The sequence below is a fragment of the Roseobacter ponti genome, from assembly GCF_012932215.1.
In the GTDB taxonomy this organism is placed as follows: domain Bacteria; phylum Pseudomonadota; class Alphaproteobacteria; order Rhodobacterales; family Rhodobacteraceae; genus Roseobacter; species Roseobacter ponti.
This window is the reverse complement of the sequence record NZ_CP048788.1, coordinates 3174742-3194189: the sequence shown is the minus strand read 5'-3', so window position 1 is coordinate 3194189 and position 19448 is coordinate 3174742. Positions and strand designations below refer to the sequence as shown.

Here is a 19448-nt window from a genome sequence, read left to right as displayed (position 1 = left end):
AAACTCTTTGTGCTATTGTGGATGCCACAGGGGAGGCACCGCGCAAACAACAGCTGTGCGTTAAATGGTTTCAGGAGACTGCCGATGCCGATGCAACAGATCATTTATGCCTCGCGCCCGTTCGGATACAGCCTTGATGTGCTTGCCGGAATTCTTGCCACGGCGCGGCTGCGCAATGCCCGCTATAACATCACCGGTGCGCTGATCTGCCGGTCGGATATCTATCTGCAGCTGCTGGAAGGGCCGACGGGAAAGGTCGAGGAGGTCTTTCAGCATATCAGCAATGACGACCGGCACACCGAGGTCGAACTGCTGGTCAGAGCCAGAGTGCACGAACGTCTTTTCCCGGACTGGGCGATGCACCACGATCCGGCCGAAACCTGGCTCTGGTCCCCTGATGAGATCCGAGAAGGGGTGCTCAGGCAGAAATCGGCGCGTGAAATCCGCGAGGTTTTCGTGCGGTCGGCGATGTCGCTTGAATCACAGAGTCTCTGAGGCGGCCCAGTCCCAGTACATTTCGCGCAACCGCCGTGTCACCGGACCGATCTGATACTGCCGGTCTTCAAATGCGGTGACCGGTGTAACCTTTGACATATTGCCGGTAAGAAACACCTCGTCCGCCGCTTCAAAGTCAGCAAAAGTCAGCACTTTTTCGCGCACCTGCGTACCATCCTGCGCCAGGTTTGCGATGTGCCGGGCCCGTGTGATCCCCGACAGAAAAGTGCCGTTCGCAATCGGGGTCAGAACCTCGCCGTCCCGGACCATGAACACGTTAGCCGTCGCAGATTCCGCCACATTGCCCATAGCATCCGCCACAAGCGCGTTGCCGAAGCCGCGCGCGCGGACTTCGGTGAGCATGCGTGCATTGTTGGGATAGAGGCAGCCGGCCTTGGCGTCCACGACATTGTCTTCAAGGACCGGGCGCCGGAAACGGGTCCGGCCCAGTGTCGTTGAGGCATCCGCCGGTGCCATCGGGATCTGCTCAAGACAGATCGCAAAACCTGTTTCATCGCGCGAAGGCACAATGGCAGTCAGATCCCCGTGGATGCCCCAGTACATCGGCCGGATATAAACCGCGTCGTCGGGGCCGTAATGCTTGAGCCCCTCGCGAATGATCTCAACCATTTCTTCCGGTGCCATTGTGGCGGTTATCATCAGTGCATGCGCGCTGCGGTTGACGCGCTCGCAATGGGCCAGCAGGTCAGGCGCACGGCCCGAAAACATGCGCGCGCCGTCAAAGACACTGCTGCCCAGCCACGCTCCGTGATCGGCAGCCCGCATGACAGGAACGTCGCCTTTGTGCCACCGGCCTTCAAACCATGTGGTGATATCTGTGCCGGTGCTCATGCTGTCCTCCGCCGCTGTCGGCCACAGGAATACAGGACGACCCGGTCAGGTCAACGGGCCTTGCGGTTACTTTGCCCGGTAAACGCCCTCGGGCAGATTGAGGGCCGCGGTCAGATCGCGCCACTGGCAGGGCGATAACCTGACGGAAATGACCTGGTCAGTGCGCGGATCATACTGGTTCAGCAGGACATCGCTTTCGGTGACGTGTACGGTCACATCCTCAAGAAGCGGGGCGGCGCCCTCGTCGACAAGGGTCACAACAGTGGCGTCAAATTCGTGCTCAATGGTAAACATAAACGGCAGCTTACATAACGTCCCTTCGCAGACAAGTGCGACAAAGCACGCAGCACGGGGTGGCGTCTGCGCGTGCACGCCCTAATATAGCGGATACGTAATGGTAACGGCATAAGGACGCCGAAGGATGAATGTAACAAGATCAGCCGCCTGCCTTGTCGCGATGCTGCTTGCCGGGTGCCAGGTGACAACGACACAGGGGCCCGCACCGCAGCCCCGCCAGCAGACCCAGGCGGAAACCTCTACGGCCTCCCGGATTTCTGCCAGTGCCGCAGGGCGCAGCTTTGCCCAGGTGGTACGCACAGTCGAGCCCGTGGCCGAGCGTGAATGCCGCGCGAGAACCCGGCAGGTGAACTGCGATTTCCGTATTCTTGTGGACGACCGTCCGGGCCAGCCGCCTAACGCCTTTCAGACGCTCGATAAGTCCGGACGCCCCATCATCGCCTTCACCCTTGCGCTGATCGCTGATGCGCGCAATGCCGATGAGATGGCCTTTGTCATGGGGCACGAGGCGGCGCATCACATCCGGGGCCATATCGCACGCCAGCAGCAGAATGCGGTTGCAGGCGCCGTCATCGCCGGGGGTCTCGCCGTGTTGCTGGGAGGCAACCCCGATGTGATCGAGACAGCGCAGCGTCAGGGCGCTGCTGTCGGCGCGCGGACCTATTCCAAGGATTTTGAGCTGGAGGCCGATGCGCTTGGCACTGTGATCACAGCGCGCGCAGGCTACAACCCGCTGCGCGGCGCGCAGTTCTTTGCGCGAATTCCCGATCCCGGTGACCGTTTTCTGGGCACGCACCCGCCGAATTCACAGCGCATCGAAACGGTACGCCGTACGGCGGCCGGCCTCTGATCATTTCTCCGGGGCGCATGTCCCGGAGTCACAACCGTTCCGGCGCATCCGCATCCTGTCGGAGCGCCAGAGCAGCGGTGCGAGCACCATATCATAAACTGCCCCGGCAGCTGTCCGGATGACAGGGGCACCCACCACCCGCGCAAGCCAGGTATAGCGCGGGATTTCGCGCCAGATCGCGATAAAGGCGGGCAAACCGCTGATCACAACGCCTTCCCTGCGCACATGCAGCCGTTTCGCAGCAACCTCGCGTGATAATCCCCAGCGCTTCAGAGTGTCCGGTTCATTCAGATCGTCAAAAGCGAGAGGCAGCGACTGCGTGGTGCTGAGCGCTGCATAATGGTCGATCTCGCGGCTGCAGATCGGGCAGGAGGCGTTATAAAGAACGTGCAGTCGGGGGTCGGATGAGTTGCTCATGCATCAGAGCTAGGTCCCCGCCGGCGGGCTGCAACCGGGTGCGACAAACCTGCCCGTGGCGGGCGGTTTGCATCGATCCAGCCCGACATGAGCGCCTTGTCGCGAAAACACGCATCCGGAATCGCACGCCGCCTGACGCGCGAAATGCGCTCGGCAAAGGCCACCTGTCTGGACGACGGATAATCCGCAAAACGGCCGGAGGGTTTTTGCGGTTTATGTGCGTCGATCCAGTCCGACAGGCGGTGGCGGTCCGCAAGAAGACCCTTCGGCAGCGGAATGCCTGCGCGTTTCGCCAGCGCTTCGGCATAGCGGATCTGTTTGTCACTGCCTGGCTGCGGGGCATGCAAAGGCAAAGCACCCTGCTCGGGAGCAAAAAAACCGGGAAACTGTGGTTGCAGGGACATGGTCCGTTCCTCCGTTTGTACGTCAGTGTTGAAACTGATATAGAACAAATAGGGAACATTTTCAACCAGACGCAAACAGGCACTGCCGGTTTTTGTCAGCTGTCATCAGAGTTTGTTGTGTGCGCCATCGCAAAGAGGCGGATTGCCGGTGCGTTTGCAGCCGCAGAAAAACACCTTTTCATCCGCTTCAGCCACGTATTTCACCGGATTAAACGCGCTGTCCCTGTGCGACCCGTCACAGAAGGGTTGCTTTGAGGACTGCCCGCAGGTGCACCAGAAATAGGTCCTGCCCGCCGTGACATCGACGGCAAAGGGTCCTTTCTGCGCGATCTTTGGTACATCCGACATCGGTCACTCCATGGCTTATGGCTGCTCCGGATCCTAACATCCGGTACTGTCAAAAGCATCCCCCGTCGCCGGTCTCAGTCGACGACACGGCCCCAGAGATCGTATTCGCTGGCCTCTTCCACCTCAACCGTGACGATGTCGCCTGGCTTCAGGGATGAAAAATCCTCGTCGATAAAGAGATTCCCGTCGATCTCGGGCGCGTCTGCCTGCGTGCGGCAGGTAGCGGCCTCGTCATCAACTTCATCGACAATCACTTCAATGCGCCGGCCTGTTTTCGCGGCCAGTTTTGCGGCTGAGATCGCCTGCGCTTTTGCCATGAAACGGTCCCAGCGGTCCTGTTTGACCTCTGCTGCGACATGATCGGGCAGAGCGTTTGAACGCGCGCCGTCGACGTTCTCGTACTGAAAGCATCCGACCCGGTCGAGCTGTGCCTCATCCAGCCAGTCGAGCAGGGTCTGAAACTCCGCTTCTGTCTCACCCGGATAGCCCACAATAAACGTCGAGCGCAGCGTCAGATCGGGGCAGACATCACGCCAGGCGGCGATCTCATCAAGAGTTTTCGCTGCTGCCGCAGGTCGCGCCATGCGGCGCAGCACCTCCGGATGGGCGTGCTGAAACGGAATATCGAGATAAGGCAGCACAAGGCCCTCACTCATCAGCGGAATGAGCTGTCGCACATGCGGATAGGGATAGACGTAATGCAGGCGGACCCAGGCCCCGAGAGAGCCCAGATCACGAGCAAGATCGGTGATATGCGCACGGTGACCGCGCTCTTCGGCATGGCGGATATCAACGCCGTAAGCCGAAGTGTCTTGGCTGATAACCAGCAGCTCACGCACGCCGCCTTCAACCAGTTTTGCAGCCTCACGCACCACGGCGTGCGCCGGTCGTGACTGCAGTCTGCCACGCATGTCCGGTATGATGCAGAATTTGCACTTGTGATTGCAGCCCTCGGAAATTTTGAGATAGCTGAAATGCCGGGGCGTCAGGCTGACCCCGCGGGCGGGCAGCAAGTCAACAAAGGGGTCGGGGCTGGGGGGGACAGCAACATGCACTGCATCCAGCACCTGTTCATACTGGTGCGGCCCGGTCACTGCGAGCACTTTCGGGTGCGCGCCGGTGATGTATTCAGGTTCGGCCCCGAGGCAGCCGGTGACAATCACGCGGCCGTTTTCGGTAAGCGCCTCGCCAATGGCAGAGAGGCTCTCGGCCTTGGCGCTGTCGAGAAAACCGCAGGTGTTGACAATGACGGCGTCCGCACCGGCATAATCGGGCGATATGGCATAGCCTTCGGCGCGCAGCCGGGTCAGGATACGCTCGCTGTCCACCAGCGCTTTGGGACATCCAAGGCTGACCATCCCGATCGTCGGCTGGCCGGCGCGGGCGGGTTCACCCATGCGGGGTTTTGGCGCGATATCGGGGCGCAGGTCTGGCGGATTGGTGCTCATGCACCGGGCTATAGTGTAGTTGATGCGCTCCGGAAAGGGGCGCTGTGAAGGACAGGAGTAAGGTATGAAGTGGATCTTCCGGCTGATCGGGCTCGTTGTGGTGCTGGCCCTTGTCCTCGTCGTATCGGTGCTGTTTCTGCCGGCGGACCGGATCGCACAGATTGCCACTGACCAGCTGCGTGCGGCCACCGGGCGGGATGTTTCGGTCAGCGGTGTCAGTATCACGCTCTGGCCGGTGCTCGGAGTGCGGGCGGGAGAGCTGGAGGTCGGAAATGCCAGCTGGGCGGAGCAGGGCCCGATGCTGCAGGCCTCCGGGGCGGCCATCGGGGTTGATGCCCTGGCGCTGCTCAGAGGAGAGATCCGGATCACCAATATAGAAGCACAAAGCCCGACCATCCGCCTCGAACAGAAAGCTGACGGGCGGGCAAGCTGGCGGTTCACGGACGCAAGCGGCGAAGCGCGGATCGAAACCGGCACATCGCCCGCACGCGAAGCACGTGCAGTCAGCATTCAGCGTCTTGAGGTCACCGATGCGACCCTGATTTATGACGCCGAAGGCAGCGATCTGATCTCGTATTCCGGCGTGGATCTGTCACTTGACTGGCCGGACCGGCTAGGCCCTGCCGATTTTGCGGCGGTACTGCGTCCGACGGCGGAACCGGTGACCGTGACGGCAACTATCGACGGGTTTGCAGGTTTCATCACCGGTGAGACCCGCAATGTCAGCATTGATATAAGTGCAGGGCCCGGCGACGTGAGCCTTGAAGGGCGTGCAAATACCGCAGGCGAGGTTGCCGGCAGCTTTGGTGTCGTCACCGGCGACACCAGCGCGTTTATGCAGGCGCTGGGTCTGCCTCCGGTCGCTCTGCCCGCCAAACTGGGACGCCGGATTGATCTGACGACGCAGCTGACGCTGACCGCTGACAGACAGCTGGCGCTGCGCGAACTTTCAGCCGATCTGGGGGGCAACCGCCTGACAGGGGCTGCTGATATCGGTCTGAACGGCACGCCGCAGATCAACGCCCGTCTGGATGCGGGCCCGCTCGATCTGAGCGATCTCAGCACCGGCAGCGCGGATGGCGGCGCATCGAACGGCGGTGGAACGGCCGCTCCCTCCGGCAACGGCAGCTGGCCGACGGAGCGCATCGATGCCAGTGCGCTGTCCGCTTTCAACGGTGAGATCGCGCTGAGCGCAGAAGGCATTGATCTGGGCCGGTTCAGCCTCGGAAAGACACAGACCGTTCTGAGCAACGACAATTCCAGAATGGTCTTTTTGCTTCGCGATGTTGTGGCCTACGGCGGTAATGTCACCGGGCGCTTTGTCATCAACAACCGCAGCGGGCTTTCTGTGGGCGGAGATCTGAGTGCTGCCGGTATCGAAATGCAGGGACTTCTGGATGATGCGGTCGGGCTGAGCCGGCTGACCGGCGGTGGTGATCTGAAAACGAGTTTCCTGGCCACGGGCGCTTCGGTTGATGCGATGATGAATTCCCTCTCCGGTGACGGCAGCCTGAATATCGGACGTGGTACCATTGAGGGGATTGATCTGGACCGGCTGATGCGGTCAGGGGAAACGGGCAGCGGTACAACGGTCTTTGACAGCCTGAGCGGAACCTGGACGATCGCATCTGGTGTGCTGAGGAACCGGGACCTGCTGCTGGAACTGGCAAACTACCGTGCCACAGGCGAAGGCACAGTCGGCATCGGCCGTCAGGTGGTGGATTACACCGCGACCCCGATTGCGTTGCGTGCCAACAGCGGACAGGGGATTTCAATACCGGTCCGCTTCACCGGCCCCTGGTCAGATGTATCGGTCCAGCCCGATTTCGAAGCCGTTCTTGATGCGCAGATTGATGAACAGACTGATAAACTGGAAGAGAAAGCAAAGGAAAAGCTGCTCAAAGAGCTTGGCGGAGATACAGGCGGCTCGCTGGAAAATCAGATCAAAGACCGCTTGTTCAAAAAGCTTTTTGACTGAGCGGATAACTGATCACCAGGACAATGTCCCCAACAGTAACCGCGCATCACAGCATTTACGCCCGGGACCGAGTTGCACGATGATCTTCACAGTTGGACGCTCAGAATTCCAGCGGTGAAGCTTTGGCAAGCCGGTCGAACTGCATCAGCGTGTCGATGAGTTCCGGCATCTTGTCGAGATAAATCATATTCGGTCCGTCTGACGGGGACTGGTCCGGATCTTCATGGGTCTCGATAAAGACTGCGCCCACGCCGACAGCCACAGCGGCACGCGCCATCACAGGCGCAAATTCGCGTTGTCCGCCACTTGATCCGCCTTTGCCGCCCGGCTGCTGAACCGAATGCGTGGCGTCCATGACCACCGGGTAGCCGGTCTGCGCCATCTGCGGCAGGCTGCGCATATCGGCAACCAGCGCGTTATAGCCAAAAGATGTGCCACGCTCGGTCAGAAGGATGCGCCTGTTTCCGGTGGATTCGATTTTCGTGACGATGTTCGGCATGTCCCAGGGCGCGAGAAACTGGCCCTTTTTAACGTTAATCACGGCGCCTGTGGCCCCTGCAGCCAGCAGCATATCGGTCTGGCGGCTGAGAAAAGCCGGGATCTGCAGGATATCCACCGCGTCCGCCGCAAGCGCGCACTGCGCCTCGTTATGCACATCTGTCAGCACCGGCACGCCGATGGCGCGCCCGACCGATTGCAGAACCTTGAGACCGGCATCGATGCCCGGCCCCCGGATGCCGCTCAGAGAGGTGCGGTTGGCTTTGTCATAGGAAGCTTTGAACACATACTGCGCACCGGCAGCGTCACAGGCTTCCTTCATCCGTCCCGCGATCATCTGCGCATGGTCTTCGCTTTCCAGCTGGCAGGGTCCGGCGATGACCGTCAGCGGGAGATCATTGCCGATTGTCAGGTCGCCGACGGATACATGCGTCATGTCAGGAGGTCACCTGTTCTCTGAGAATGGATGCTGTCAGGGACACCATCAGATAGACACCTGCAAAGATCAAGAACGCAAGAATGGTATTCTCAAAGCTGCGCGGATAGCTGGCTTCCTGAGGGGCCACCGGTCTGACGCTGGTTGTCAGATACCGCACCTGACGGTTTGCCTCGAGCCTGGTCTGTTCCATCTGTTGCAGCGCCGACTGCAGCAGCATATCGCGGGTGGCGAGATCGGCCTGCGCCATCTGGCTGCGTACGCTGAGCTGCGCCAGTGAGTTTTCACCCTGGCTGGCGTCAGTCATCCGGGCGTTCAGCTCTGCAAGCTGTTCGTTGAGGCGACGGATATCGCCGCGCGCACCGTCCACACGGGACTGGTTCGGCCGGCTGTTATCAAGCAGCGCCGCAAGCTGCAGTTCTTTCTCCAGGACCTGCATTTCGACCTGCGTGATCTGCTGACGCAGGCTGGCAATGACCGCTTCCGGATCCAGCGTCGCGCCCTGAAGCTGCAGGTTTACCAGCGCTTCCTGTGCCGCCCGGCGTTCTTCCTCTGCCTGGCGAAAGCTCTTCTCAGCTTCGGCCATCTGGTCACCGCGTTTTTGCTGACTGAGGCTGTTCACGCGTTCTTCTGCGTAATCGATCAGTGCCTGGCTGTAACGGGCGCTGATTTCGGGATCAGCCGCAACGACCTCCATGCGCAGAACACCTTCGGTCGGGTCATACCCGACCTTTACGCGTTTCTGATAGGCACGATAGGCATCCTCATTGGTCGGGTCTTCCGACATCCGCTGAATGGGGTCGATCCAGGGCTGCGTAAAGTGCGATTTGAAGCCGATATCCCGGTCCAGACGCAGCATGGCGTCTTTCGACTGCAGGTAGGACTGCACCGCGATACTGTCCTGGGAGGTGGCAAACTGAGTTCCGCTCAGCAGACCTGCGGCGGCGCCACCGGCCTGAGCGTCCGCCTGAAGGATCAGGAATTCGGATTTGGTTGCATACATCGGCGTCGCGACGAAGAAAAAGTAGATGCCGGCAATCAGCGTGGGCAGCATCACGAAGGCGGCCAGCCGGCTGACCAGCATCACCATCTTGCGGCGGCGCCGGCGGGAAATATCTGCCTGTATCTCCGAAATCTGGCGGTTACGCTGCTCGGCAGGGCTCACATTTGTTGACGGCAGCGTTTCGGACGGGCCCGGCACTGTCTGAGGCAGCTGAATGCGACCCGTCGGCTCCTGGCCGGTGCCCGTTGCCTGTTTCGCGGCCGCTTCGCCGCCTGGCACAACGAGCTCAAGCATATTGGCGCGCTGAAAGGGATCAATGCCGCGTGCCCGCAACAGACGCACAGCGTCAAAATCGGATGTCGGCGCCAGTTCGTGTTTGTGAGCGATGCGCCGTGCCATGCGCAGCTGGCGCCCTGTCAGACCCTCTCGCCGGATCGCGTCAAGTTGCAGCGCCACGGTTTCGGGTGAACCTGAGGGTTTTGCCGCGGCCTGCTGTGCGCGCGCTTTGGGCGGCACGCCTGCCTGTGCCTGTGCATTGGAGTTAGCTTCCGGCGGCCGTTCCGGAGAAGACTTCGCGGATGCCACCTGGCGCCCGGGCAGTTCCCTGCCGGGTTGCGCGGCAGCTGCGGGTCCTGCGTCCGGCGCCGGCTGCTGTGGCGTCGCGGCGGGCTGCTGTTCAGCAGAAGCCGCCGGGCGCGTGCCCGGCTCGGGCCCGGTGCGCCGGATACGATACTTCCTAGCTGTCGGTTTCGTAGTCATAAAGCTGTTTCGCTTCTTCCAGTGTGTCGAACATGTGAAACTGCCCGCCGACCAGCACAGCAGCGGAGCGGGCGAATTTCTCGAGTGTCTTTGCCTGGTGAGAGACAATGATAATCGTGGTCGTGCGCAGGCGTTCCTGCAGTATTTCCCCGGCTTTGCGGTTGAACTCCGCATCGGTTGTCGTCGGCATGCCCTCATCAATGAGATACATGTCGAAATCAAGCGCCAGCATCAGGGCAAACGAAAACCGTGCGCGCATCCCCGCCGAGTAGGTGCCGAGCGGCTGATCAAAGTATTCATCCAGTCCGCAGAGCCAGCGACAGAAGCTTTCGACATAATCAGGGTCCAGCCCGTAAAGCCGCGCGATATAGCGCGCGTTTTCCACAGCCGATACTTTGTTGACGACGCCGCCCATAAACCCGAGCGGGAAGGAAATATTGCAGGCGCGCCGGATCTCGCCCGCGTCAGGCTTTTCCAGTCCCGCCATCATATTGATCAGCGTCGTTTTACCGGTGCCGTTAGGCGCCAGGATGCCAAGCGACCTGCCAAGCTCAACCTTGAAGGACACATCGTCCAGGATGACTTTGTGCTGCGTCCCCGTCCAGTAGGACTTGGATACATTCTCAAATGCCAGCATGTCTGCTCCGACTGCCCCAAATTACCGCGTTCGCGGGATCGTCCGTTCTCAGTAGCGGACATTGTTTACTTATTATCTACTGAGTTAGGCATCTTTATGTCGTAAATTAATCAAATTGTGCAATGAACCCCGCACATGACGCGGGGTTTGCGCGCGGGAAACCGCCGTTTTTGCAACACCCGGGGCGTGCTTTCGCTGAAATCTCCCGGGCGGGCTCAGGCGATGCTCTGCCAGGCCAGACCTGCGATCAGGGCCCCGATCATGGCAAACCCGATATAGGCGGCAAAGACGCGCGGCTTCACCAGCGCCCATACCGCGATTGCGGCGGGGATACAGCTGACGCCACCGGCGATTACAAAGGACATCGCGGCACCCGGCGCCATTCCCTGGGCCAGCAGAGCATCCACCAGCGGCACAGCAGCATAGCCGTTAAGATAGGCCGGTGCCCCGACCAGCGCCCCCATGACCACAGGCCAGAGACCCTGACCGCCGAGCAGACCGGCAATCAGTTCTGCCGGCACATAGCGCAGCATCAGGGCCTCGAATACATAAGCCAGCGTCAGCCATTTCAGCAGGAACAGCGCGTTTTCGACTGCCGTATCGCGGAAGGTGACGCGCCGGTCCGCGTCAGACCAGAAGGCCCATACGGGCGCCCCGGAGAACGGCTTTTTCACACCGCAGCAACCACCCACAGCCGGCCGTTCGCGCAGCGGATCGGCGAAAACGGGTGTTTTGGCGAAAACCATCGTGCCAAAGCCCCCCATGACGCCCAGGCCCACCGCAGCAAGTGTCTTGGCGATCGCAAACTCCCACCCGAGCGTGCCGGACGTGATCGCAAACATCGCAGGATCCATCAGCGGAGAGGCCAGCCAGAAGGCCATCACGGCCCCGAGCGGGGCGCCGACAGCAAGCAGCGCCGCGATGAAGGGAATGACCTCGCAGCTGCAAAAGGGTGAAAGCCCGCCCAGCAGGGCTGCCATGACGATCATGCGGGACTGGCGCCCCTCGAACGCCCGCGCGAGAAGTGTCTCCGCACCCGATGCCTTGAGATAGGCCACCGCCAGAACGGCAAAAAGAATAAAGGGTGCCGTATGCGCGATCGCGTTCAGCGTGAACTGCGCGGTTGGCAGAACCTGTCCGGGATCAAAAACCGCGAGCAGGACAAAGACGAGCGCGGTGGCGCCCCAGGCACCGGGCGATCTCCAAAAGGCGGGGCGCGGCGCGGCTTGTGTGGTATCGGCCATGTCAGGAATCCTTAGAGGTGCGTGCACTGTCAGCACAGCATTCGGTGAGCAGAAACCCGGACAGGGCTCGCACATCGTCATAAGCGACGGCAGCACAAATGATGCTGCGCCCCTGCCTGGCCTGCGATACGAGGCCTGCGGAGGCGAGAATTTTCACGTGATGCGTGAGGGTTGAGCCGGTGATGCCCGTCCGCTCGCCAAGCTCACCAATGCTGAGCCCGTCGGGACCCGCGCGCACAAGACAGCGCAACACGGCAAGCCGCTGTTCAGAGCCAAGGGCCGCAAACTGTGCGGCCGCGATGGTGAGGTCGGGGACCTGAGAGATATCCTGTTTCATATTTCTAGGGATATCGAAATGAATCCGGTGATGCAAGTTATTTCGACATCTGTCGAAATAATCCCCCCGCCTGCGGGTATTGCGAAACGGGCGCCACACCCTAGGTCAGTCTGTGTGACAGATATCGCCGATCAGATACGCGCCTGCACCCTGTGCCGGGACCGCTTTGCGCAAACTGCGACAGCGCACGCGCCGAACCCGGTGGTCTGGTTCCGGCCCGGTGCGCGGATTCTCATCGCAAGCCAGGCCCCGGGGCTGAAGGTGCATCGCGCCAATACGCCGTTCTGGGATGCTTCCGGCAAGCGGCTGCGATCCTGGCTGGGCATGGACGACGATACTTTCTATGACCGTGACCGTGTGGCGATCGTGCCGATGGCATTCTGTTTTCCCGGCTATGACGACAGGGGATCGGATCTGCCGCCGCCACCCGTTTGCGCGAAAACCTGGCGACGGGAAGCGCTTGACACACTGCCGGATGTGGCGCTGACCGTGGTGATCGGGGCCTATGCCATGCGCTGGCATCTGGGCCGGGTGGCGTCGGTGACGGCGGCTGTCGAGCAGCGGACCGGGCGAAACCGGCAGATTTTTGCATTGCCCCACCCAAGCTGGCGCAATACAGGCTGGCTCAGGAAAAACCCGTGGTTTGAACAGGACGTCGTGCCGGATCTTCAGCGCACGGTGCGTGAGGTGCTGCATGACTGACCAGACCCCCCTTGATGCGGCTCATGCGGCGATGCAGGCGGATCCTGCGGATGATGCCGCCCGGTTGCGTTTTTATGAGCGCCTGGCAGAGACAGAGCTTTTCCTGATGCTCGAAACCGAAGCAGGCGATGACAGTGACCAGATCACGCCGGAGCTTTTTGAACTCGATGACGCGCGGTTCGTGCTTGTGTTTGACCGGCAGGAGCGGCTGGCAGGCTTTGCCGGCGGCACGGCGCCTTTCGTGAGCCTCTCAGGCCGGGCAATCGCGGGTATGCTGCAGGGTCAGGGCATCGGGCTCGCAGTCAATCCGGATGTGGCGCCGTCCTCTATACTGCTGCCGGAAGAAGCGGTGGAATGGCTTAACGGTATCCTGGCCAATCAACCGGACGAGACAGAGGCCCGTATCGTCGAAGTCCGCGCCCCGGGCGGGCTGCCTGAAACGCTGATTTCTGCACTGGACGCTAAACTTGCCACCGCCATGGGGCTGGCGCTGCACGCCTGTCTTGTCGGGGTGCGCTACAGCGATGACACCGCCGGACACTTGCTGGGGTTCGTGGGGGCCGTGCCCGGTGCGGAGACGGCTCTGGCACGCGCAGCCGGTGAAGCGCTGAGTTTCTCCGGCATCGAAGCCGGTGCCATGGATGTGGCGTTTTTCCGGGCAAATGAGCCGATGGCGGAACGTCTCGAACGCGCAGGCCTGCGGTTTGATCTGCCCCAGGCTCAGGAGGCGTCGACCCTGCGTCCGGCCCCTGGCCGTGATCCTGCGCGACCGCCAAAGCTGACCTGACTGCACCGGTCCGCAGGCCGTTCACGGAACGATCACGCAAATCGCGCAGATGTCACAAGCGCGCGAGAGTGACTGAAACAGGGTGCACAGGCCGTCACGCGGCCTCTACATCAGAGACAGAGCGCGGCCGGGGTGGCCGCACCGTCTGACTGAACCGGAGCCTGACTGACATGCGTTTTCCCCTGACCTTCTTCGCCACCGCTGCTGCTGCCGTAACATTCGCCACCGCTTCTTTCGCCGGTGACCAGTACATCGATCCGACCGGCTTTGCCGTTTCCGGCTATGACGTGGTTGCCTATTTCGATCTGGAACAGTCGCCGGTCGGCGCGGAACAGCCTGTCGCCGTACCGGGCAACAAAGACATCACAGCCGATTACAACGGCGCCGTTTTTGCCTTTTCAACCGAAGCAAACCGCGACAGATTTGTCGCCAACCCGGCAGCCTATGCCCCACAGTATGACGGTCACTGTGCCTATGGTGTGGCCAAGGGCGGAAAAGTGCCCGGCAACCCCAACCTGTGGCGGATCGTTGATGACAAACTGTACCTCAATATCACAAAGAACGTCGTCGGCTTCTGGGAAGAAGACATTGACGGAAATCTTGATCTGTCCGAAGGCAACTGGGTCAGCATTGAGCCCGCGGCAGCCTCTGATCGTGAGATCCCGCAGTTTTCAAGCACGGCTCCGGTCAACTGATGATGAGCTTGTCTGATCCTGAAAAGGACGGGCAACAAAAGGCCCCGTCGCGGAAAACGCGGCGGGGTTTTATGGTTCTGAGCCTCGGCGCCCTTGCAGGTGGCGGTGTGCTTGCAGCCGGGTGGTTCAATGTTTTTGCGGAAAATGACGGTAATGCTCTGAGTCCGGGTGAGGCGCATGACCTCGCGGCTCGTGGCGACATCTTACTGGTCGATATCCGGCGCCCGGATGAATGGGTACGGACAGGCGTGGGCGAGGGGGCCTTGCCGATCGACATGCGCCGCGCCGATTTTATTGACGAACTGCTGGTGCGCACAGGCGGCCGCACGGATGTTCCGGTGGCTCTTATCTGTGCGCGGGGCGTGCGTTCGCGGCGCCTGTCGGCGCGGCTTGAGAGTGCCGGGTTCACAGAGATAAGAGACGTGCCTGAAGGCATGCTGGGTTCAGGGGCCGGTCCCGGATGGCTCGACCGCGGCCTGCCGGTAACGGTCCGGCAGTAGTCTCGGGCGGCGCTGCGGATTGTGCGACAGGTCATACAGGGCACGGCCTTCCGGCGGGACCTTCCACGATGCATACTCTGACAATCCGGAAGTACGGGCCCAGATCGTACCGCACGCACTTTGCGCGCATTATTCTGCCGGCATCCCCCGCCCCGAGAGCAGATCGCTGACGCGCAGACGCTGGCTGCGGGCACGGGTCAGAATGGCGGGCTCACGCAAGGAATGCGGGCTGTCCATGCGCAGAGCATGCGGCAGGCGCGCGGAGACCGGCACAGAACTCAGCGCCGACAGCGGTACGGCAAGGCACAGGCTCGCGGCAATCGGGATGAGCCAGAGGGACACAAGCCCGGTCACAAGACCGGCGGCAAGGACCAGTCCGAGAACTGTCTCCACCCGGTGAAACCGGATCAGCGTCGACAGCGGATAGGCAGCGGCCCGGCGCGACTGCGGCGCCCAGGCATTGCCACGGCCCAGGGCTGCGCGCATCACCGCGCGGGTCTGCTGGATCATCAGCACCGGTGCATAGGCCACCGACAGCACCACTTCGACGACGAATGCCCCCAGAAAAGCGAGGCGACCACCGTAGAGCCGCGTGGCCTTGGGGTGCAGCGCAATGATCGCGGCCCCGGTCAGTTTCGGCGTCAGCAGCATGGCGTACATGATCACGAGAAAGACCGCAGAATCGATATGGCTCATGGCGGGCGGCCAGTCGGGGAAGAGCGGGTTCGTTTCGTTGAAATACCGGATCACATTGGTCTCGCTGTCTTTGCCCAGCAGCGACCAGACAATCAGCAGCACAAACCACGCAGGCGACAGCAGATAGCTTACAGCCCCGTGCAGCAGATGAAACCGCGAGACCGGATGCAGGCCCGCGGTACCCAGCAGCCGCAGATGCTGCAGATTGCCGCGACACCAGCGCTGATCACGCAGCACGTAATCGATAAGCGTGCCTGGTGTTTCTTCATAGCTGCCGGAGACCCGGGGCAGAAACCGCACCTGCCAGCCTGCGCGTCGCAGAAGCCCCGCTTCGACAAAGTCATGGCTCAGAATGAGCTCGGCGCGGCCATCCCGCCCCGCCAGATGCGGCAACCCGGCAGAGGCCGCAAAGGCGCGCGTGCGGATAATGGCGTTGTGCCCCCAGTAATTGCCCTCGCTGCGCGCCCAGGTCGCCAGTCCCTCGGCCAGCAGCCACCCGTAAGCGATGTTGGAGAACTGCTGAAGTCGGGCAAAGAGCGTGCTGGCCCCGATCAGCATCGGAAAGGTCTGTATGAGCCCGGCGGACGGGTCCCGGCTCATTTCGCCGGCCAGCCGGTCGATGGCCCGCCCGGTCATCAGACTGTCAGCATCCAGCACGACCATCGCCTGCCAGGCAGCTCCCCATCCGGTGATCCAGTCCACGAGATTCCCGACCTTCTTGTCGGTGTTGGTCAGCCTGCGCCGGTACCAGACGGTGAAACCCTGCGGCGCACCGGCGCGCAGCATCGCAAACGCGCGGGCCTCCTCGTCGGCAATGGCCGCATCTGTGGTGTCCGACAGGATAAAAAGAGCATAGCGATGCGGGCCGCGCCGCGCTGCCAGATCATCCAGCATCGCCGCGGCATTGCCGAAAACATCTGCCGGGTTTTCATTGTGTACTGGCACGAGCAGCGCCACATCGAGCGGCGCGGTTTCATCTGCGCCCGGCTCGTCCGAGCGCGCATGTGCCAGAAGCCCTGCGATGGCGACACCCACCGTGCTCACAGACAGGGTGACCCAGACAAAGGTCATCCCGATCATGAAAAGCAGCACCCATTCAAGGCCCGTCATTCCGGTTTCGGCCAGCCAGCTGTGCAGACCGGCCACCAGCAGGGCGGTTCCGGCAAGTGCGGGCAGGAACAGTGCCATCCGCCAGCCGGTGTACCGCGCGCCGGCCGCAGGACCGCGCCCGGCAGCCGGGGCAGGTGCCGACAGGTCCTGCGGGCGCATCTCAAGCGGTGCCGACGCAGGCATGACACTGAGGCGGGCGTCACTCATGCGCGTGTCCAGCGGTACAGCCACACTTCGCTCAGCGGAGCGCCGTCAAGGCGCAGCTGGGCACGGAATTCGATAAGATCGGCCTCTCCCGGCCGGAAGGTAAAGGCAAGGCGCGGCCCGTTGGTGTCCGGATTACGCTGGACCAGACCGGGTGTTACATCGCCCGCTGAACCGCGCACCACAATGTCGAGCCTGTCCAGATCTTCCGGCACCAGCGCGCTGTCTTCAAAATCTATGGCGACGATATTACCACCCTCAGGGCGGCCACCGATGGCAGTGCTCAGCACTTTGAGAGGCATGCCGGCAGCAGGGGCCGGATCCGCGCCCCAGTCGAGCCTGTAGGTCATGCTGTGCTCAGCACCTGCCGGCAACGGTTCGGACGGACGCCAGTAGGCGACGATATTGTCGTAAATCTCAAGGTCAGCGGGGATTTCCACAAGCGTGACCGCGCCGGAGCCCCAGTCTTCGCCAGGCGTGACCCAGAGCGCCGGGCGCTTGTGATAGAGCGCTTCAAGATCTGCAAAATCGCTGAAGTTGCGTGGTCGCTGCATCAGGCCAAAGCCGCGCGGATCGGTGTCCGAAAACGCGCTGATCTGCAACGAAAGAGGGTTGGCAAGTGGCCGCCAGATAACCTCACCCGCCCCGTTGTGGATGAGCAAACCGTCACTGTCGTGCACGGAGGGACGAAAATCCGAAAAACGCTCGCGCATGGTTTCATCGAACAGGAACATTGATGTGAGGGGGGCAATGCCCACATGCCGCATCTCTTCCCGGGCGAATATCGTGGCGGAAACCTGCATGCTCAGGGTTTCGCCATGGGCGATGTCAAACCGCCAGGCCCCGGAACACGACGGGCTGTCGAGCAGCGCGTGCAGCACCACAGCCCCGGCCCCCGGTTTGGGTGTCTCCAGCCAGAAGGCGGTAAAATCAGGGAACTCCTCCCCCGAGGGATCGCCGGTTTTAAGCGCCAGTCCACGGGCAGAAAGACCGTAGATTTCACCCGTTCCGATGCCGCGGAAATAGCTCGCGCCCTGAAAAACGGCGTATTCCTGAAAAATCCCGGGATCTTCAAGCTCGGCGCGCAGGCGCAGGCCTGAATAGCCCAGCGTGTCGTCGATGGTGACATCGGGGAATTTGTCAGTGGTATCGAAAACGCCCATATCGAATGTGAGCGGTCTCGCCACACCGGCCTCGACCACATTGATCTCAACCGCCTGCGGGAAGTAGAGCCCGGGCGGAAAAACATCGATCCGCTGCGGCCGGTCGGTATTTTCCCACAGCGCATTGCGGCTGTCGAACCAGATCTTGCGATACTGGTCATAGGTCAGATTGCGCCAGCTTTCGGGGATCTGCGGCCGCGGTTCATAGGGACGCGCCGAAAGAGCGCGGGCGCGCGAAACCACCGTCTGCGCATCAAAGGGTGTGCCCTCCCCGGTTTGCAGGCCCGGCTCTTCGGCCAGTGCGACAGAGGGAGCTGCAGCGAGAGCCGCAAGGGCTTTGAGAATGTCACGACGCAGCATCATGCAACCGCCTTTTTTCTGCGCCAGGGCTGGGATTTAAACCAGCCGACACCGTAAGCCACACCTATCAGGATCGAAAATCCCACTGCATTGACGAAAAGCTGACTTGCCAGCGAACTGCGGCCCAGCGTGTCCAGCATCACCCCCAGCAGACGGGCGGTGAACATGGAGGTGATGAATACCGCAAGCGACTGCTGTCCGACCTTCATGATCACCGCAAGACAGCGCCGCCAGATTTCGGCGAGCGCGCCGCCGGACTGCGGCGGCAGAATGCGCCGGCCGGCCTCGCCCACAGCGATCCAGCACAGATAGGCAAGGGCCAGAAAGTGCACATATCGCAGCACGCCGAAATCGGTCTTGGCAATCAGAACCCGGTATTCGCTGCGCCAGGCCTGCACATCAGGCAGCTGGCGGGTGATCCGGTAATACGCCAGCGGGATGATGATCAGCACCACGAGCCCGGCAAGGAAAATAAGCGCGCGGTTGCGCGGCGGGGCGGGCAGCCAGCCTGACATGAAGGCAAAGCCCGTAAAGAACACCAGCTGCCAGCCGAAAGGATTGAAGAACCACTCGCGCGCCGACCAGGGCTCGGCGGGCAGCGCCAGAGCATCAAACTGGGCGCCGAACCAGACAAGCATGACAAAACTCAGCGCCAGCAGGGGCTTTATGCGGTGCAGAGCCACCACCAGCGGCATCATCGCCAGTACCACGAGATACATCGGCAGAATATCAAAGTAATTCGGCACATAGGTCAGCGTGAGCAGGCCCACGATGTTCTCGTCGGGCCTTTTGAAAAACGGGTAAAGGTTCAGCTGCCCGACATAATCCCGTTCAAACCAGCCGGTATTGTTCAGCACCACCATCGTCGCGGCGATGGCGAGGAAAAGACAGATATGCGCCCAGTAAACCTGCCAGCAGCGAAAGGCGACGCGCGCGGTTCCCATGGCAATGCCCTGATCGCGGAAAACCGCCCCGAAGGCGATCGCCGATGCCATGCCGGAGCAGAAAACAAACACCTCTGTGGCATCCGAAAAGCCAAAACGGGCCGGGATCCACAGCGTCAGCCAGTTGCCTGGCGTATGCGCGATGAGAATGATGAACATCACGATACCGCGGAAGAAATCCAGACGCGGATCACGTATGCGCGCAGGCGCTGACGGCTGCGCACGGGCTGCAGACGCGGAGGGCGTGATCTGTGAAGGGTCGGCAAGTGTCATGGCCGGTCTTT

21 protein-coding genes are annotated in these 19448 nt (G+C 61.5%); 7 read left to right on the top strand and 14 right to left on the bottom strand.

What is annotated here, in order from left to right:
• Positions 1-84 precede the first annotated feature (84 nt).
• Positions 85-495: a BLUF domain-containing protein gene (locus G3256_RS15235; RefSeq protein ID WP_169641633.1), complete on the top strand. Its 411-nt coding sequence runs from the start codon at positions 85-87 to the stop codon at positions 493-495.
• Here G3256_RS15235 and G3256_RS15230 read toward each other — a convergent pair.
• On the bottom strand, positions 481-1347 hold the full coding sequence (locus tag G3256_RS15230) for a branched-chain amino acid aminotransferase (protein ID WP_169641632.1): 867 nt from the start codon (positions 1345-1347) through the stop codon (positions 481-483). The genes G3256_RS15235 and G3256_RS15230 overlap by 15 nt on opposite strands.
• 66 nt (positions 1348-1413) lie before the next feature.
• On the bottom strand, positions 1414-1641 hold the full coding sequence (locus tag G3256_RS15225) for a hypothetical protein (protein ID WP_169641631.1): 228 nt from the start codon (positions 1639-1641) through the stop codon (positions 1414-1416).
• A 127-nt stretch (positions 1642-1768) separates the two neighbouring features.
• On the opposite strand from G3256_RS15225, the gene G3256_RS15220 reads away from it, so the two are divergent.
• Positions 1769-2494: a M48 family metallopeptidase gene (locus G3256_RS15220; RefSeq protein ID WP_169641630.1), complete on the top strand. Its 726-nt coding sequence runs from the start codon at positions 1769-1771 to the stop codon at positions 2492-2494.
• On the opposite strand, the gene G3256_RS15215 is transcribed toward G3256_RS15220, so the two are convergent.
• The 4 genes from G3256_RS15215 to rimO all read right to left on the bottom strand — a co-directional run bounded on the left by G3256_RS15215 (position 2495) and on the right by rimO (position 5111).
• Positions 2495-2911 carry a thiol-disulfide oxidoreductase DCC family protein gene (locus G3256_RS15215; protein WP_169641629.1) on the bottom strand — a complete coding sequence of 139 codons (417 nt, stop codon included), beginning with the start codon at positions 2909-2911 and terminating at the stop codon, positions 2495-2497. It lies immediately after the preceding gene.
• Positions 2908-3315 (bottom strand): hypothetical protein, encoded by a 408-nt coding sequence (locus G3256_RS15210; protein ID WP_246227645.1) that lies wholly within the window; start codon positions 3313-3315, stop codon positions 2908-2910. Before G3256_RS15210 ends, G3256_RS15215 begins: the two co-directional genes overlap by 4 nt.
• Before the next feature lie 105 nt (positions 3316-3420).
• Positions 3421-3663: a CDGSH iron-sulfur domain-containing protein gene (locus tag G3256_RS15205; protein WP_169641628.1), complete on the bottom strand. Its 243-nt coding sequence runs from the start codon at positions 3661-3663 to the stop codon at positions 3421-3423.
• 74 nt (positions 3664-3737) lie between these two features.
• The gene (gene rimO / locus G3256_RS15200) at positions 3738-5111 is read right to left on the bottom strand and encodes a 30S ribosomal protein S12 methylthiotransferase RimO (RefSeq protein WP_169641627.1); all 1374 of its coding nucleotides are present in this window, start codon (positions 5109-5111) and stop codon (positions 3738-3740) included.
• 64 nt (positions 5112-5175) lie between these two features.
• On the opposite strand from rimO, the gene G3256_RS15195 reads away from it, so the two are divergent.
• Positions 5176-7089: an AsmA family protein gene (locus G3256_RS15195; protein ID WP_169641626.1), complete on the top strand. Its 1914-nt coding sequence runs from the start codon at positions 5176-5178 to the stop codon at positions 7087-7089.
• Between the two features lie 100 nt (positions 7090-7189).
• Here G3256_RS15195 and kdsA read toward each other — a convergent pair whose 3' ends face one another.
• From kdsA to G3256_RS15170, 5 genes are all read right to left on the bottom strand, one after another.
• Positions 7190-8023, bottom strand: coding sequence for a 3-deoxy-8-phosphooctulonate synthase (kdsA, locus tag G3256_RS15190; RefSeq protein WP_169641625.1), 834 nt, complete (start codon positions 8021-8023; stop codon positions 7190-7192).
• Between the two features lies 1 nt (position 8024).
• Positions 8025-9785, bottom strand: a complete 1761-nt coding sequence (locus G3256_RS15185) for a KpsE/RkpR family capsule polysaccharide export protein (RefSeq protein ID WP_169641624.1) — start codon at positions 9783-9785, stop codon at positions 8025-8027.
• Positions 9763-10422 carry an ABC transporter ATP-binding protein gene (locus tag G3256_RS15180; RefSeq protein WP_169641623.1) on the bottom strand — a complete coding sequence of 220 codons (660 nt, stop codon included), beginning with the start codon at positions 10420-10422 and terminating at the stop codon, positions 9763-9765. The genes G3256_RS15185 and G3256_RS15180 overlap by 23 nt, the downstream gene beginning before the upstream one ends.
• 215 nt (positions 10423-10637) lie before the next feature.
• Positions 10638-11666, bottom strand: coding sequence for a permease (locus G3256_RS15175; RefSeq protein WP_169641622.1), 1029 nt, complete (start codon positions 11664-11666; stop codon positions 10638-10640).
• 1 nt (position 11667) lies between these two features.
• The gene (locus tag G3256_RS15170; RefSeq protein WP_169641621.1) at positions 11668-12003 is read right to left on the bottom strand and encodes an ArsR/SmtB family transcription factor; all 336 of its coding nucleotides are present in this window, start codon (positions 12001-12003) and stop codon (positions 11668-11670) included.
• A 114-nt stretch (positions 12004-12117) separates the two neighbouring features.
• On the opposite strand from G3256_RS15170, the gene G3256_RS15165 reads away from it, so the two are divergent.
• From G3256_RS15165 to G3256_RS15150, 4 genes are all read left to right on the top strand, one after another.
• Positions 12118-12705, top strand: coding sequence for a uracil-DNA glycosylase family protein (locus tag G3256_RS15165; RefSeq protein ID WP_246227643.1), 588 nt, complete (start codon positions 12118-12120; stop codon positions 12703-12705).
• On the top strand, positions 12698-13492 hold the full coding sequence (locus G3256_RS15160; RefSeq protein ID WP_169641619.1) for an SseB family protein: 795 nt from the start codon (positions 12698-12700) through the stop codon (positions 13490-13492). The genes G3256_RS15165 and G3256_RS15160 overlap by 8 nt, the downstream gene beginning before the upstream one ends.
• Positions 13493-13662: 170 nt before the next feature.
• Positions 13663-14187 carry a YHS domain-containing (seleno)protein gene (locus G3256_RS15155; protein WP_169641618.1) on the top strand — a complete coding sequence of 175 codons (525 nt, stop codon included), beginning with the start codon at positions 13663-13665 and terminating at the stop codon, positions 14185-14187.
• 71 nt (positions 14188-14258) lie between these two features.
• The gene (locus tag G3256_RS15150; RefSeq protein ID WP_246227641.1) at positions 14259-14687 is read left to right on the top strand and encodes a rhodanese-like domain-containing protein; all 429 of its coding nucleotides are present in this window, start codon (positions 14259-14261) and stop codon (positions 14685-14687) included.
• A gap of 129 nt (positions 14688-14816) precedes the next feature.
• On the opposite strand, the gene mdoH is transcribed toward G3256_RS15150, so the two are convergent.
• The 3 genes from mdoH to G3256_RS15135 are packed head-to-tail and all read right to left on the bottom strand — an operon-like array spanning position 14817 to position 19437.
• Positions 14817-16700 (bottom strand): glucans biosynthesis glucosyltransferase MdoH, encoded by a 1884-nt coding sequence (mdoH, locus tag G3256_RS15145; protein WP_169641617.1) that lies wholly within the window; start codon positions 16698-16700, stop codon positions 14817-14819.
• Positions 16697-18220 (bottom strand): OpgD/OpgG family glucan biosynthesis protein, encoded by a 1524-nt coding sequence (locus G3256_RS15140; RefSeq protein ID WP_169642467.1) that lies wholly within the window; start codon positions 18218-18220, stop codon positions 16697-16699. The genes mdoH and G3256_RS15140 overlap by 4 nt, the downstream gene beginning before the upstream one ends.
• Entirely contained in the window at positions 18220-19437 is a 1218-nt protein-coding gene (locus tag G3256_RS15135; RefSeq protein WP_169641616.1) for an OpgC family protein, read from the bottom strand. The genes G3256_RS15140 and G3256_RS15135 overlap by 1 nt, the downstream gene beginning before the upstream one ends.
• Between the last annotated feature and the right edge of the window lie 11 nt (positions 19438-19448).

Bases quoted from the DNA above. Each gene is read 5' to 3' on its own strand.
- G3256_RS15235 (WP_169641633.1), top strand. From the start codon at position 85: ATGCCGATGCAACAGATCATTTATGCCTCGCGCCCGTTCGGATACAGC.
- G3256_RS15230 (WP_169641632.1), bottom strand. From the start codon at position 1,347: ATGAGCACCGGCACAGATATCACCACATGGTTTGAAGGCCGGTGGCAC.
- G3256_RS15225 (WP_169641631.1), bottom strand. From the start codon at position 1,641: ATGTTTACCATTGAGCACGAATTTGACGCCACTGTTGTGACCCTTGTC.
- G3256_RS15220 (WP_169641630.1), top strand. From the start codon at position 1,769: ATGAATGTAACAAGATCAGCCGCCTGCCTTGTCGCGATGCTGCTTGCC.
- G3256_RS15215 (WP_169641629.1), bottom strand. From the start codon at position 2,911: ATGAGCAACTCATCCGACCCCCGACTGCACGTTCTTTATAACGCCTCC.
- G3256_RS15210 (WP_246227645.1), bottom strand. From the start codon at position 3,315: ATGTCCCTGCAACCACAGTTTCCCGGTTTTTTTGCTCCCGAGCAGGGT.
- G3256_RS15205 (WP_169641628.1), bottom strand. From the start codon at position 3,663: ATGTCGGATGTACCAAAGATCGCGCAGAAAGGACCCTTTGCCGTCGAT.
- rimO (WP_169641627.1), bottom strand. From the start codon at position 5,111: ATGAGCACCAATCCGCCAGACCTGCGCCCCGATATCGCGCCAAAACCC.
- G3256_RS15195 (WP_169641626.1), top strand. From the start codon at position 5,176: ATGAAGTGGATCTTCCGGCTGATCGGGCTCGTTGTGGTGCTGGCCCTT.
- kdsA (WP_169641625.1), bottom strand. From the start codon at position 8,023: ATGACGCATGTATCCGTCGGCGACCTGACAATCGGCAATGATCTCCCG.
- G3256_RS15185 (WP_169641624.1), bottom strand. From the start codon at position 9,785: ATGACTACGAAACCGACAGCTAGGAAGTATCGTATCCGGCGCACCGGG.
- G3256_RS15180 (WP_169641623.1), bottom strand. From the start codon at position 10,422: ATGCTGGCATTTGAGAATGTATCCAAGTCCTACTGGACGGGGACGCAG.
- G3256_RS15175 (WP_169641622.1), bottom strand. From the start codon at position 11,666: ATGGCCGATACCACACAAGCCGCGCCGCGCCCCGCCTTTTGGAGATCG.
- G3256_RS15170 (WP_169641621.1), bottom strand. From the start codon at position 12,003: ATGAAACAGGATATCTCTCAGGTCCCCGACCTCACCATCGCGGCCGCA.
- G3256_RS15160 (WP_169641619.1), top strand. From the start codon at position 12,698: ATGACTGACCAGACCCCCCTTGATGCGGCTCATGCGGCGATGCAGGCG.
- G3256_RS15155 (WP_169641618.1), top strand. From the start codon at position 13,663: ATGCGTTTTCCCCTGACCTTCTTCGCCACCGCTGCTGCTGCCGTAACA.
- G3256_RS15150 (WP_246227641.1), top strand. From the start codon at position 14,259: ATGGTTCTGAGCCTCGGCGCCCTTGCAGGTGGCGGTGTGCTTGCAGCC.
- mdoH (WP_169641617.1), bottom strand. From the start codon at position 16,700: ATGAGTGACGCCCGCCTCAGTGTCATGCCTGCGTCGGCACCGCTTGAG.
- G3256_RS15140 (WP_169642467.1), bottom strand. From the start codon at position 18,220: ATGCTGCGTCGTGACATTCTCAAAGCCCTTGCGGCTCTCGCTGCAGCT.
- G3256_RS15135 (WP_169641616.1), bottom strand. From the start codon at position 19,437: ATGACACTTGCCGACCCTTCACAGATCACGCCCTCCGCGTCTGCAGCC.